The organism is Rivibacter subsaxonicus, assembly GCF_004217215.1.
GTDB lineage: Bacteria > Pseudomonadota > Gammaproteobacteria > Burkholderiales > Burkholderiaceae_C > Rivibacter > Rivibacter subsaxonicus.
The window spans coordinates 204497-217915 of sequence record NZ_SHKP01000006.1; the positions used below are offsets into that span (position 1 = coordinate 204497).

At 69.7% G+C, this 13419-nt stretch carries 11 protein-coding genes; 4 read left to right on the forward strand and 7 right to left on the reverse strand.

The features are described 5' to 3' along the window. Positions 1-21 precede the first annotated feature (21 nt). From EV670_RS10880 to EV670_RS10895, 4 genes are read right to left on the reverse strand one after another with little or no spacing between them, the layout of a single operon-like run. On the reverse strand, positions 22-1206 hold the full coding sequence (locus tag EV670_RS10880; protein ID WP_130431942.1) for an acetate/propionate family kinase: 1185 nt from the start codon (positions 1204-1206) through the stop codon (positions 22-24). Next, entirely contained in the window at positions 1203-2657 is a 1455-nt protein-coding gene (locus EV670_RS10885) for a bifunctional enoyl-CoA hydratase/phosphate acetyltransferase (RefSeq protein ID WP_130431944.1), read from the reverse strand. The genes EV670_RS10880 and EV670_RS10885 overlap by 4 nt, the downstream gene beginning before the upstream one ends. A gap of 22 nt (positions 2658-2679) precedes the next feature. After that, on the reverse strand, positions 2680-3459 hold the full coding sequence (gene fabI / locus EV670_RS10890; protein ID WP_130431946.1) for an enoyl-ACP reductase FabI: 780 nt from the start codon (positions 3457-3459) through the stop codon (positions 2680-2682). Positions 3460-3471: 12 nt separating this feature from the next. Further along, the gene (locus EV670_RS10895; RefSeq protein ID WP_130431948.1) at positions 3472-5835 is read right to left on the reverse strand and encodes a DUF3141 domain-containing protein; all 2364 of its coding nucleotides are present in this window, start codon (positions 5833-5835) and stop codon (positions 3472-3474) included. A gap of 178 nt (positions 5836-6013) precedes the next feature. Between EV670_RS10895 and EV670_RS10900 the strand changes: the two genes are divergently transcribed. The 3 genes from EV670_RS10900 (at position 6014) to EV670_RS10910 (ending at position 7970) form a co-directional block, all read left to right on the forward strand. After that, a complete protein-coding gene (locus tag EV670_RS10900) occupies positions 6014-6661 on the forward strand; it encodes a CoA transferase subunit A (RefSeq protein WP_130431950.1) in 648 nt (215 codons plus the stop codon). 4 nt (positions 6662-6665) lie between these two features. After that, on the forward strand, positions 6666-7316 hold the full coding sequence (locus tag EV670_RS10905) for a 3-oxoacid CoA-transferase subunit B (RefSeq protein ID WP_130431952.1): 651 nt from the start codon (positions 6666-6668) through the stop codon (positions 7314-7316). A 114-nt stretch (positions 7317-7430) separates the two neighbouring features. After that, positions 7431-7970: a DUF4136 domain-containing protein gene (locus tag EV670_RS10910; protein ID WP_165393298.1), complete on the forward strand. Its 540-nt coding sequence runs from the start codon at positions 7431-7433 to the stop codon at positions 7968-7970. 25 nt (positions 7971-7995) lie between these two features. On the opposite strand, the gene EV670_RS10915 is transcribed toward EV670_RS10910, so the two are convergent. From EV670_RS10915 to EV670_RS10925, 3 genes are all read right to left on the reverse strand, one after another. Next, on the reverse strand, positions 7996-8208 hold the full coding sequence (locus EV670_RS10915) for a hypothetical protein (protein ID WP_130431956.1): 213 nt from the start codon (positions 8206-8208) through the stop codon (positions 7996-7998). Positions 8209-8419: 211 nt separating this feature from the next. Beyond that, positions 8420-11317: an AAA family ATPase gene (locus tag EV670_RS10920; RefSeq protein ID WP_130431958.1), complete on the reverse strand. Its 2898-nt coding sequence runs from the start codon at positions 11315-11317 to the stop codon at positions 8420-8422. Positions 11318-11400: 83 nt separating this feature from the next. Continuing rightward, entirely contained in the window at positions 11401-12177 is a 777-nt protein-coding gene (locus tag EV670_RS10925) for a TetR/AcrR family transcriptional regulator (protein WP_242616925.1), read from the reverse strand. Here EV670_RS10925 and EV670_RS10930 point away from each other — a divergent pair. Continuing rightward, complete coding sequence (locus EV670_RS10930; protein WP_130431960.1) at positions 12169-13419, forward strand: OmpP1/FadL family transporter; 1251 nt, start codon at positions 12169-12171, stop codon at positions 13417-13419. The genes EV670_RS10925 and EV670_RS10930 overlap by 9 nt on opposite strands.

Below are 13419 nucleotides of genomic sequence, written 5' to 3' on the forward strand. Positions count from 1 at the left end.
TTCCTTCGGCGGCGATGCGTCTCACGCGGGATGGACGAGGTTCAGTGCGTGCGAGGCCATGACCCACTCCTCGTTGGTCGGCTCGACGACGACTCGCACACGGCTGCCCGGTTTCGAGATCGTCGCGGCGTCGGCGCGGTTCGCGGCGTCGTCGACCTGCAGGCCCAACCACCCGAGCGCGCCGCAGATGCGCTCGCGCAGTGGCGCGCTGTGCTCGCCGATGCCGGCGGTGAAGGCCAGCATGTCCAGTCCGCCGAGCGCGGCCGCCAGGCCACCGATCTCGCGCACGACGCGGCGCACGTACAGCTCGAGCGCGGCACGCGCGCGCGCATCGGTGGCCTCGGCCGCGAGCAGCGGCTGCGGGCTCGACGACAGGCCGGAGACGCCGAGCAGGCCGGACTCGTGGTACAGCAGCTGCGAGAGCCGTCGGGCGTCGTAGCCTTCGACCTCCATCAGGTGCAGCAGCACGCCCGGGTCGAGCGATCCGCAGCGCGTTCCCATCATGAGGCCGTCCACGGCCGAGAAGCCCATCGTCGTGGCGACGCTGCGCAGGCCATGCATCGCGCACAGGCTGGCGCCGCTGCCGAGGTGGGCGACGATCGTGCGGCCGCGCGCGGCATCGCCGTGCCGCTCGGCGAGTGCGATGGCCATGTATTCATACGACAGCCCATGGAAGCCGTAGCGCCGGATGCCGCGTTCCCACAGCGCATGCGGCAGGGGCAGCATCTGTTCCACCTGCGGCAGCGTGCGGTGGAAGGCCGTGTCGAAGCAGGCGACCTGCGGCACACCGGGCAGTTCGGCTTGCAGCACTTCGATCGCCTGCAGCGCATAGGGCTGATGCAGCGGCGCCAGCGCGACGTACTCGCGCAAGTCGGCGAGCACCGCGGCGTCGATGCGCAGCGGCGCGTCGTACTTGCTGCCGCCGTGCACCACACGGTGCGCCACCGCCGCGGGCGGAAGGCCGCGCGTCCGCTGCTCGACGCAGGAGCGCACGCGCTGCAGCGCCGAGGCATAGGGTTGCTGCGCATCGAGCGCGACCGCAACTGGCGGTGCGCCGCCTGCGACAAGGCGCGCGCTGGAGCTGCCGATGCCTTCGAGCCGACCCGACCACATCGGCACGCGCGGCAGCGGATCGAGACCGGGATCGAACAGCGCGAACTTGATGCTTGACGAGCCGCAGTTCAGGACGAGGATCGGTTCGCTCACGCTGCCACCTCCGTCGCCGGCTGCGCGGCAGCGGCACCACCACGGGAGGCGCCGCCACGGGCCGCGACCAGCGCGACCGCGCAAGATGCGATGCGCGACTCGCGCGTGTCGGCGCGGCTGGTCAGCACGATGGGCACCCGTGCGCCGAGCACGATGCCGGCGCTGGCCGCTCCGCCCAGGTAGGCGAGCTGCTTGGCGAGCATGTTGCCGCTCTCCAGGTCGGGCACGAGCAGGATGTCGGCCGCGCCCGCGACCTCGGAGACGATGCCCTTGGTGCGCGCCGCCGCGGCCGACACCGCGTTGTCGAACGCGAGCGGCCCGTCGATGATGGCGCCCGGGATCTGGCCGCGATCGGCCATCTTGCACAGCGCGGCCGCATCCAGCGTGGCCGGCATCTGCGGGTTGACGGTCTCCACCGCTGCGAGCACGGCGACGCGCGGCTGCGCAATGCCAAACGCGTGCGCGAGCTCGATCGCATTGCGCACGATGTCGGCCTTCTCCGGCAGGGTGGGCGCGATGTTGATCGCGGCGTCGGTGATGATGAAGGGCCGCGGGTAGAACGGCGTCTGCATCACGAAGCAATGGCTCATGCGCCGGCTGGTGCGCAGACGGCTCGCGACAACCGCGCCCATCAGCTCGTCGGTGTGCAGGCTGCCCTTCATCAGCGCCTCGACCGTTCCGGCCAGCGCCAGCTCGACGGCGCGCGCCGCCGCGGCATGACTGTGCGGCGCGTTCGCGATCTCGACACCGTCAAGGTCCAGCCCGCTCTGCGCGGCGACCTCGAGCAGCCGCTCGCGCGGGCCCACGAGCACGGGCTCGATCAGGCCGGCAGCGCGCGCGTCCAGCGCAGACGACAAGCTGAGCGCGTCGCACGGATGGACGACGGCCACCCTCAAGCGGCCCAGCGGTCGCACGTCCTGCAGCAGGCGCACGAGGTCGTCGCCCTGCGACAGCTCGATGCGCACGTGCGGCAGCGCGCTGCGCGCTCGCTCGATGTGCTGCGCGGGCGCGACCACGGTGGCCTGGCCCGTCAACACGGTCTCGCCGTTGCCGTTCACGCAGTGGCAGTCGAGCACGACCTGCCGCTCCTTCGCTTCGCGACGCGTCACGGTGACGGTGATGGTGAGCGTGTCGCCGACGTGCACCGGCGCGAGGAACTCCAGCGTCTGGCTGACGTAGGCGGCTCCTGGCCCGGGCAGCCGCGTGCCGAGCACCGCGGAGATCAGCGACGCAGCCCACATGCCGTGCGCGACGACGCCGCCAAACGGCGTGGACGCGGCGAACTCGGCGTCGAAGTGGGTCGGGTTGACGTCGCCGGACATCGCTGCGAAGAGCTGGATGTCGGCCGCGCTGAGCGTGCGCTCGATGCTTGCGTGATCGCCGATGGCGATCTCGTCGAAGGTGCGGTTGCGCAGGACTTCGAAGTCCTCGGGGTTCAGGGATCTGGACATGATGGATGAAGGGCACAGGGCCTTAGGCGATGATGTGGAAGCCGCCATCGACGTAGTGCACGTCGCCGGTGATCGCGCGCGCGGCGTCGCTGACGAGGAACGCGCACAGCGAGCCGACGTCGTCGATCTCGACCTCGCGCGCGAGCGGGGCGCGGCGACGGGCGTCGTCGATCAGCTCGTCGAAGGAGGCGATGCCGGATGCGGCGCGGGTGCGGATCGGGCCGGGCGAGACCGCGTGCACGCGGATGCCGCTCGGGCCAAGCTCGGAGGCGAGGTAGCGCACCGAAGACTCGAGCGCGGCCTTCACCGGCCCCATCACGCCGTAGTGCGGCACCACCTCGGCGGCGCCGTGGAAGCTCATGGTCAGCAGCGTGCCGCCACCCGCCATCAGCGGTTCGGCCAGGCGGGCCATGCGCGTGAACGAATGGCACGAGACGTCCATCGCGCGGGCGAAGCCCTCACGCGAGGTGTCGGTGACTCGGCCATGCAGGTCGGCGGCGGGCGCGAACGCGATCGAGTGCAACACGAAGTCGAGCCGTCCCCAGCGCTCGCGCACCTCGTCGAACACGGCCTCCATGGCGCCTGGCTGCTCGACGTCGAGCGCCATTGCGATCGGCGCTCCCAGCTCGCGGGCGAGCGGCTCCACGTGCGGGCGCGCCTTGTCGTTGAGCCAGGTCACGGCGAGCTCGGCGCCGCAGCGGCGCAGGATGCGCGCGCAGCCGTAGGCGATGCTGTGCTGGTTGGCGATGCCGACGATCAGGCCCTTGCGGCCGGCGAGCAGTGTTTCCGATTGGGTGTCCATGAGTTGCTCCTGTTATCTGGTGGTGGCAGCTTTGCGTGCCGGCGTCGCGCGGCGCGTACGCGCCTCCTGCGGCGCGGCCGGCGCGAGCACCGCGCGGATGCGCTCGAGCATCGCCTTCTGCGCCGCGGTCGGCCGGATGCTCTGCACCCGCTTGTCGACGAGCACGCGCTCGATCAGCGTGAGCAGGCGTTTGCGGTCCTGCGGCGCGCTCAGCAACGCTGGCAAGGTCTCGACGGCCTGGTCGGGCCGATGCCGGACGATCACTTCCTGCGCGCCGCCGATGCGGCGCACCTCGACCGGCGGCAGCTCGGGCAGCAGCTCGCGGTAGTCCTCGAGCAGATCACGCGCGAGTTGCACCCGCGCCAGCGGCAGTTGCTCGTCGTCGTGCGCCATCAGCACGGCGACGCGGGCCAGTGCCTCCGCGTAGCCGCCCTGGTCGATGCGGGACAGCGCGTCCTGGACCAGACCGGATTCCACCGCCGCCGCCGCGTTCGGGGCGCCCGCGGGTTCGCGCTCGACGCAGTGCTCATAGAGATTGCCGTAGAGCTGGAAGAAACTCGCTTCGGCCACCGCATCGCGCATCGCACGCCAGCCGTCGAGCGAGGTGCTCACCAGCGCCGACGCGGTAGCCTCGGCGCGGCGCGCTGGATGGTCGGCGGCCACCGCCTGGCGCTGCGCCTTCGTCAGCTGCGCCGCGGGGCCGAGCCACCACATGGACGGATTGAGATCGGAGACCGCCCAGCGCTGCCAGCGCAGCGGATGGAAGATGCGTTGCAGCAGCGCGCCCTCTTCGCTCGCGAGCGTCTTCACCAGCGGCCGGCCGAACAGCTCGTAGGCGCGCTGGTTGAACTCGGAGACCGCGTTCAGCGCCTCGAAGGGCCGCTCGTCGTCGCGCTCGAAGCGGTTGAGCCGCGCGGCGATGTCCTCGAGCCGCAGCTCGACGAAGCTGACCTCGTAACTCGGCGTCCCGGCGTCGTCATGGCTCTCCTCGATGCGCATGCCGTAGAGCCCGGGCGGCAGGGCCTCGATCGACTGCAGCACCGAGACGATCTGCGCGTGCTCCTTCTTCGCCACCTTGCCGGAGACGAAGATGCCGAGGTGGCCGATGTCCTCGTGCATCAGGCCGACGATCACCTGCCCGCGCAGCTTGATCTCTTCCGTGCTGCGGTAGACGTCGGCGACCCAGTTGAAGGCCTGCTGCGGCGGCGTGATGTTGTCACCCAGCGAGGCGAACAGCACGATCGGCACCTTCACGTCGCGCAGGTCGAAGGCACCGCCTTCGCCCGAGCGCTCGGTGCCGGCCCACAGCCGGTTGCCGACGAACAGGTTCTGCGTGATCCACTCGATCTCGTTGCGGTCGAGCAGGTAGTAGCCGCCCCACCAGCGTTCGAACTCGAGGAAGCGCGCCGGCTCGGTGTCGGCGTTCGCGAACACGTGGTAGTACTTGTCCCAGAAGGTGTTGGCCGGGTTCAGGTTCTCGAAGTTCTGCACCAGCCAGGCGCCATCGAAGGTGCCTGCGCCGAGGTCCGAGGTCAGCGATGCCAGCCAGGTGCCGCCGAGCAGCCCGCCGGCGTAGCGCATCGGGTTGTCGCCCGCGCCCTCGCGCCACGCGCCGCCCCAGTACGACATCGGCGCGCCAACGACGACCACCGGGCCGGTGTCCTCGGGGCTGGCGGCGGCCAGCATCATGGCCGCCCAGCCGGCCTGGCAGTTGCCGACGATGGCCGGCTTCGGCGCGTCGGGATGCAACTCGCGCACGTGTCTCACGAACGCCCGCTCGGCGTTGCAGACATCGAGCAGCGTCTGGCCCGGTACGGGATCCCGGAAGAACATGACGAAGTACACCGGGTGGCCCGCACGCAGCGCGACGCCCACCTGCGAGTCGTCCTTGAAGCCGCCGATGCCGGGGCCGTGGCCGCCGCGCGGATCGATGATCACGTAGGGCCGGCGTCGGTCATCGATCGCCAGGCCCTCGGGCGGCACGATGCGCAGCAGCGCGTAGTTCACCGGCTGCTGGAAGGTGCGGCCGTCCATCACCATCTCGTGCTCGAAGTGCAGCACCGGCGGCAAGCCCTGTTGCTCGTGCTCGATGAAGATGTTGCCGCGCTGGCGCAGCGTGTCGCAGAAGATCAGCGAACGCTGGACGAAGTCGACCGCGTACTGCGTGCCGCTGGCCCACAGCTCCCACGGCGCGACGGGCTGCGGTGGCGCGCCGGCGGCCTGCTGTTGCCAAGCCTCGCGGATGCGTTCGTTGATCTGCGTCAAGGCCGTCGTCGTGCGCGCCTGCAGCAGCTGCGCGACCTTGGTCGAGACGTCCTGGCCTGCCGTCGGCCCGGAGAGTGCGGGCGCGGGATTCACAGCGGTAGTGGTGTTCATGGACAGGCACGTTATCGGCCGGCCGCGGGCGAGTCGTCAGCGAAAGGTCGCGCTTCGGTCGCGACCGACGCCGAGACAACAACGACCTTTCGCTGACGACTCGGAGGTGCGTGCCGCCTAAGCTGAGCGCCGTATCGAATCACGCTCGAAGGCCGTTACCGGCAGGTCGAGCCACAGCATGAAGACCATTTCCTTGCACGACGCGGTGGCGCTGATCCCCGACGGCGCCCGCCTGATGATTGGCGGGTTCATGGGCGTGGGAACGCCCGAACGCGTGATCGACGAGCTGGTGCGCCAGCGCAAGCGCGACCTCACCGTGATCGCCAACGACAACGCGCTGCCGGGCGTCGGCATCGGCAAGCTGGTGAGCGCCGGACTGGTCCGCAAGACCATTGCCAGCCACATCGGGCTCAACCCCGAAACGCAGAAGAAGATGCTGGCCGGCGAGATGGAGGTCGAGCTGGTGCCGCAGGGCACGCTGATCGAGCGCATCCGGGCCGCAGGCTTCGGACTGGGCGGCGTTCTCACGCCCACCGGCGTCGGCACTGTCGTCGAAGAGGGCAAGCAGCGCATCCAGGTCGACGGCAGGCCGTTCCTCCTCGAGACCGCGCTTCGCGCCGACTTCGCGCTGGTGCAGTCCTTCCTCGCCGACTACATCGGCAACCTGCAATACGCCCTGACCGCGCGCAACTTCAATCCGGTCATCGCGATGGCGGCCGACACGGTGATCGTCGAGGCCGAGAACATCGTCCCGGTCGGCGTCATCGCACCCGACCATGTGATGACGCCCGCGCCGGTCGTCGACTATCTGATCGCGAGCAAGTGACGCCATGGACGCCCAGACCCTCATTGCAAAGCGCATCGCCCAAGAGCTGCGGCCGGGCATGCTGGTCAACCTCGGCATCGGCATCCCGACGCTGGTCGCCAACCACGTGCCGGCCGGCATGCACATCTACTTCCAATCGGAGAACGGACTGATCGGTACCGGCCCTGTCCCGCAGGAGGGCTTGGCCCAGGCACGACTCACCGATGCGGCGGGGCGGCCGGTCTCGGCCCTGCCCGGTGCCTGCGCTTTCGACAGCGCGATGTCCTTCGGCCTGATTCGCGGCGGGCACCTCGACATGACCGTGCTCGGCGGCCTGCAGGTCGACGAACACGGGCTGCTCGCCAACTGGATGATCCCCGGCAAGATGGTGCCGGGCATGGGCGGCGCGATGGATCTGGTCGCCGGCGCCAGGCGCGTCGTGGTTGCGATGCAGCACACCGCGAAGGGTCAGTCGAAGCTCGTGCGCACGTGCAGCCTGCCGCTCACCTCGGTGCGCCCGGTCGATCTCGTCGTCACGGAGCTGGCGGTGATCGGCTTCGCCGGCGGCCGCGCCACCTTGCTGGAGACGGCGCCCGGCGTGACGGTCGAGCAGGTCCTCGCGGCGACCGAAGCCGAGCTCCACGTGCCCGAGACCGTGGGCACGATGCCGATCTGATAGACGCCGATGGCGCTCGCAGCGACAAGACCACCCGCTGCCCCCGTTCCCACACCCTGTACCGCACCGCGGTACAGCCACCTTCACGCCCATCCAACCCCAAGGAGAACAACCATGATGACCTTTCGCCGATCGTTTCTGCTCGGCCTGGCCGCCCTCGCGCTGGCAGGCTGCGCATCCAAGCCCTCCATCTCCCGCGTCGCGGATCCGGATGTCGACTTCCATTCTTACCGCACCTTCGCCTTCGTCCGGGCGAATGGCAATCCATCTCTGATCGATCGGCGCTTTCTCGCCGCCGCACGCAGCCAGATGGAGCGCCGCGGCTACGCCTTCGATGAGCGGGCTCCGGACCTGTTGGTGAACATCGCAGCGGTTGTGGAAGATCAGCCGGGCCAGCGCGCAACGCCCGGAAACGTTCCCGGTGGGGAGAGGGTCGGGACCGAGGACTACCGCCTGGGCCGCATGGCCATCGATCTGATCGATCCGCGTCGGCGGCAGGTGATCTGGCACGGTGTGGCCGAAGGCCGGGTGACCCCGGCCATGCTGCGCGACGCGGGCACCGCCGCCGAGAAGGCTGTCGCGGCGATCTTCGACACCTTCCCCGTCAAGGCCAGCTCGACTGCCGCGGCGCCGGCGCCGAAGGCTCACCAGTGACTTCGCACTGAGTCCGCGTCCGCGGTCATTCGACCGCGCCGGGCTGAACGGCCGGCATGACGAATTGCCGTCCGATCGCGGCGCGGGCATAGAAGTAGTTGCAGCGTGCTCGCTCTGGAAGATCGTCCAGATCGACCCTGCCGGCGGCATCGCATGGGAAGCTGAGTGCACGGCCGACGCCGAACAGCGGGTCAAAGCGCAGCACGAAGGCGGGAGGTGCTTTGTCGTGGTCTTTCATGGTCGGCTCGTCGTTCCATGCATCGGGTAAGACAAGCGTAGGTCGCGGGACGGCGACAGTGGTCGTGATCCGGTCGCCGTTCCGTAGCCTTTTGGTCAGCCGGATCGCGCGCAACCGCACGTCGATCGGAGCCGAAGCTCAGGCACACCTGCAACGTCGCGCGGCCGCGGGCACGCATACCCCCGCGGCCGAGCCATCGCCTCGCCAGGCCTCAGGCTGGTTTCGCGGGTTGCAGGATGGACCGCGCGCGCCGCACCGGCGTCGTGTCGCCCGCTTCGGGCAGTCGGCCGACGAGATGGGCGAGGGCGCTGCGCTCGGCGTCCGCCGCGTCGTGGTGCTCGCAAAGGTCCACCAGCGCGAGCAGTTCGAGCCAGGGCGCTTGCTGCGCCCTTGCCTCGTCGATCGCGCGCCGCACCGAGGCGGCCCCGGCGTCTGCCCGGCCCTGCGCACGGGCGATCGCCGCCTCCAACAGCCACAGCTGCGGCAGGTACACGCGCTCGGCCAGTTCGTCCGCGGCCTGCCGCGCTTCCTGGAGCTGGACTTGCGCCGCATCGGAATCGCCGGCCAGCAGCAGGGCCTGCGCTGCATAGCCCAACACCTCGCTGGTGCCGGAGCGCATGCCGAGCCGGGCGTTCTCTTCGCAAGCCTCGTGGATCTGACCGTAGCCCTCGAGCGGTGCTCCGTTCCAGGCCTGCGCCCAGCCGCGGTACCAGCGGCACGCCATCCGGCCCTGCGCAAGGGAGAACTCGTCGACCAGCGCCTGCATCTCCTCGGCCAGGGCCGCGACCCGCTCGGCGTTGCCCAGGCGCACCTCGAACAGCGCCTCATGCCAGGTAGCCACCAACTGCGTCATCGGCTGCCGCAGCGCGCGCGCGCGCTCGTGCGAGCGCTGCAAATGCGCCCGCGCTTGCTCGATCAGGCCGCGGTGCACGAGCTCGATGACCAACATCCCGAGCAACGTCACCTGCGGATCGGCGACGAAAATCTCCCCGGCCGCGAGGTCGAGCGGCTCGGCGGTGATGAGCCCGCGCTCGATCCATGCGAGCGCCGCCTGCGGCCGGCCCTGCAGCTGGTGCACCTCGCCGTTCACGATGCACGCCGCCAGCATCAGCGCCGGATCGTTCGATCCCGACGAGCGCGCCTCGGCGTGCTGTGCTACCGCCAGCGCCTGCGCATACTCGCCACGCAGGCTCAGCACGTAGCCGAAGCCGTGCAGCAGCCGCCCGCGCATCGCGTGCCCAGGCCTGCGTTGCAGCAGCACGTACGCGCGCTCGAATGCGTCCCTCGCTTCGATGCCGACACCGAGCGATTGGAAGGCCGACACGCCATGAAACGTAGCGATCGCGATCTCGAGCGCGTCGCGCTCTTCCCCCTCCGGCGCCTGCTGGAGGAGCGCCGAGGCGCGCTCGGTGAGGCCGAGGGCCGAGGCCGGGCTGAAGTGCAGCAGCGCCGCTTCAGCCGCATCTGCGTAATAGCGCAGTGCGGTTATCGGCTGCCGCGCGCGGTCGAAGTGCATCGCCAACACCGCTGCGGTCACCGGCACGCCGGCCGAGCGCTCCCGTTCCAGGGCCGCGCCGACCTTGCGGTGCAGGTGAGCGCGGGCCGAGGGCGCGGTGCGGTCGTACAGCACCTGACGGAACAGCGCGTGCCGGAACCCGTAGGGCGGCTCGCGTGCCTCGTTACCCTCGCCAGCACGCGGCGAGCTGAGCCACACTTGCTCGCGCACCAGCATCTCGCAGGCATCGGCCACCGATGCGACCTCGCGCTCCAGCGCCAGCGCCACCGTGTCGACGCGGAACTCGACCCCGCAGACGGCCGCCGCCGCCAGCAGGGCGCGCGACTCGTTGTCCAGCCTGGCGATGTAGTGGTCGATGATGGCCGCCAGGTTTTCCGGCACGGCCATGGCCGCAAGCCGTCCCTCTGCTGTCGCCTCGTCCGCCGCGCGTTCCATCACCTCCGTGATGACCGACGAGACGAACAGCGGCACGCCGTCTGTGCGCTCGTGCAGCGCACGCACGAATGCCTCGTCGCGCGCGAGCGTGGCCGAATGTTGCGCGACGCAATCGGCGACCTCGATCTCCGAGAACGGGTCGAGCACCACCTCCTGGCACAAGCGCTGCAGGCGCAGCTCGTGCCGCAGCGGGGTGAGTGGATGGTCCAGCGCGATCACCTCGGCCAGCCGAAAGCTCGACAGCCACATCAGGCGCGCGGGGGGGCGCCGCCGCGCGACATAGTCGATCAGCTGGAGCGTCGCCCGGTCGCTCCAGTGCAGATCTTCGGTCACAAGTAGCAGCGGACGCTGCTCGGTATAGCGGTCGAGCAGCTCGCCCATCTCGCGCAGCATGCGGTCGGGGCCCACGCCGGTTAGCTCGCGCCGCAGCACGTCGCGTTCCTCCGCCGTGCTCAGCCAGGGCAGCTGCAACAGCCAGGTCGGTGCCACGCTGCGCAGCAGCGCCGGCAGTGTGCGGTCCCCGCGACACAGCTCGGCCAGCGCTTCCAGCACTGGCAGGTACGGCTCGCCCGGGCCGTAGTGCTCAACGCACTGACCGCGTGCGCAGGCGATACCCCCGAGACTGGCGACGAAGTGCTCGATCAGCGTGGTCTTGCCGATGCCCGGCTCGCCGGCGACCCAGACCACCGCGCGCTTGCCGCTGCAGGCCTGGTCCCACGCCTGCTGCAACCGGGCGATGGCGTCCGCGCGGCCGATGAACGACGGCGATGGCTGCGGGCCTGCCGCCGCCACCGTGGTGGCGACGGGCGGTGCCGCGGGCGCAGAGGCCGGCACCGCAATGAAGCGGTAGCCGCGCCGCGACACGGTTTCGATGAACCGCGGCTCGCGAGGGTTGTCAACGAGCACTGTGCGCAGGTCACTGATGGCGGTCTTGAGCACCGATTCGGAGACGAACTGGTGGCCCCACACCGCGTCGAGCAGTGCGTCCTTCGTGAGCAGCGTGCCCGGCTGGCGCGCCAGTTCACACAGGAGGTTGAAGGGCGTGGGCGCGAGCGCGACGGCCTTGCCGTTGCACAGCAGGCAGGCATTCGCCTCATCGAGGTCGAACTCGTCGAAGCGGACCCGAACAGGATTCGGGGTGGACTGGGAGCGTGCCACGCGTTGCGCCGTGCGTTAAGGCCTGAACAGATTATCGCTGGGCGTCGGATGGGCGTCTTGCCTCCGTGACCGCGCCATCGGCCTCAGCCGAGCGTTCCGCGCCGTACCCCATTGCGAGCCGTCTTCGCGACGGCCTTTGCCGCGACCTCCGAGGTCTCGATCAGCAAACCATGCGCCAGGATCTCGACCGGCTTCAAAGGGCTATAGGCGATGCGCTCGGCGCTCTTCGCGTCCAGACCCAGCCCGCGCAGCGCGGCGGCGGCACTCTGCTCGGCGAAGTCGCTCTCACATTCCGGCTCGAGCATGCAATGCGTGGCGCCGAGCACCGCTCCGGTCACGACGTTCAGCGCCAAGGCAATCGGCATGCGGGCAAAGCGCCCCTGGCGGATGCCCTCGCTCAGGTCGCGCTTCACGAAGTCGAGCAGCATGTTCGGGCCGCGCGCGTCGGGCCACCCGAGGCGCACCAGGAAGGTGGCGGCCAGCGGGTGGTCGATGGCCAGGCGGGACACCAGGCGCATGCCACTCGAAACCCGTTCGGCCGGATCGTCGTAGCTCTGCACCACGGGCTCGGCCATCTCGATCAGTTCGTTGGCGATCGCGATGGCGAGCTCGCGGACCAGCGCGTCCGGCGACGGAAAGTACTTGTAGAACGTACCGCGCGACACCTCGGCGGCCGAGATCACATCGTCGATCGATGTTGCCGCCGGGCCCTTCTGAGCGACCAGCCTCATCGCACTCGCGAGCAGGCGGGAGCGCATGCGTTCGCGGCGCTCGGCTGCGACTCGCTGGCGGTGATCTTGGGTTTGCATTGCTCGATTGTGCCCAGCGCACTGGGTAGGTGAAAACGACGATTGTGTCATGATGACAAAGATGTCATCATGAAGTCAATCGAAGCCACGGCTTCTTGCTCGAAAGACCACACCATGCGCGGCTGTCTCCGACTCCCTCACGTTGTCCTGGCCCTCTCCGGCGTCGCCTTCCACGGCGGCGCGCTTGCGGTCAACGGCGCGCTGCCCGGTGGCAATGGGACCAAGAACGCGTCGATGGGTGGCGCCTCGATCGCGCTGCCGCTCGACGCCGTGGCCGCGGCGAACAACCCCGCGGGCATGGCCTTCGTGCCGTCATCCACGACCTTCGGGCTGCAGGTGTTTCGCGGGCAGTCGTCCGCGGACTATGTGCTGCCCGGAAACCATCTCGAGAACAGCCAGACCGAACTTGCTCCCGAAGGCGGCTTGGTCTGGCAGCTGGACAACGGGTTCACCGTCGGGATCAGCATTGCTGGCGCCGGCGCGGGCTCCGACTACGGTCAGCCCGCGCTGCCGGTGCCAGGAGCAGGAACGGCGAAGACGACGCTTCGCGTGGCCGAGTTCATTCCCACGATGGCCTGGAAGCCCACGCCCGAGCTGGCACTGGGCGTGGGGCTCACGCTGGCGTACCAGCAGTTCGAGGCCGACGGCGTGATCGTCCCGGCTCCGGTGCCCGGCGGCCTGTTGCCGCTGCCAAGTCACGGCCGGCAGTCGGCGGCCGGCGTCGGCCTTCGCGCCGGCGTGCTGTGGAAGCCGACAGCCGAATGGTCCTTCGGTGCCAACCTGAAGTCCCGCGTCCGCATGAGTGGGCTCGACGGCTATGAGCAGGATCTGCTGGCCTACAGCGACGGACGCCTCGACGTGCCGGCTCAGTACGGCGTCGGCGTCGCCTGGCAGCCCACCGAGCGGCTCACCTTGGCCGCCGACTGGCTGCGCATCCTGTGGGGCGAGATCAAGGCGATGCAGGACCCGAACGGCTTCGCGTGGAAGAACCAGCCTGTGCTGCGCTTCGGCGCGTCGTGGCTGCTCGACGAGCGTTGGACTCTACGTGCCGGCTACAGCCACAACCGCAGCCAGATCGACTCGTCTCGAACCGTGCAGAACCTGCTCGTGCCCTCGATCCACGAGCAGGCCTACACCGCGGGTCTGAGCTGGCGTGTCGATCCGCGCTCGGAGCTGAACCTCGGCTACGAGCTGAATCCGCGCACCACGCTGACCGGTACCGGCGCCAGCGCTGGCACCTCCCTGACGAGCAAGGTCCAGATGCTCCTGCTCGGCTACCACTACAAGTTCTGA

Bases quoted from the DNA above. Each gene is read 5' to 3' on its own strand.
- EV670_RS10885 (WP_130431944.1), bottom strand. From the start codon at position 2,657: ATGTCCAGATCCCTGAACCCCGAGGACTTCGAAGTCCTGCGCAACCGC.
- fabI (WP_130431946.1), bottom strand. From the start codon at position 3,459: ATGGACACCCAATCGGAAACACTGCTCGCCGGCCGCAAGGGCCTGATC.
- EV670_RS10895 (WP_130431948.1), bottom strand. From the start codon at position 5,835: ATGAACACCACTACCGCTGTGAATCCCGCGCCCGCACTCTCCGGGCCG.
- EV670_RS10900 (WP_130431950.1), top strand. From the start codon at position 6,014: ATGAAGACCATTTCCTTGCACGACGCGGTGGCGCTGATCCCCGACGGC.
- EV670_RS10905 (WP_130431952.1), top strand. From the start codon at position 6,666: ATGGACGCCCAGACCCTCATTGCAAAGCGCATCGCCCAAGAGCTGCGG.
- EV670_RS10910 (WP_165393298.1), top strand. From the start codon at position 7,431: ATGATGACCTTTCGCCGATCGTTTCTGCTCGGCCTGGCCGCCCTCGCG.
- EV670_RS10915 (WP_130431956.1), bottom strand. From the start codon at position 8,208: ATGAAAGACCACGACAAAGCACCTCCCGCCTTCGTGCTGCGCTTTGAC.
- EV670_RS10925 (WP_242616925.1), bottom strand. From the start codon at position 12,177: ATGACACAATCGTCGTTTTCACCTACCCAGTGCGCTGGGCACAATCGA.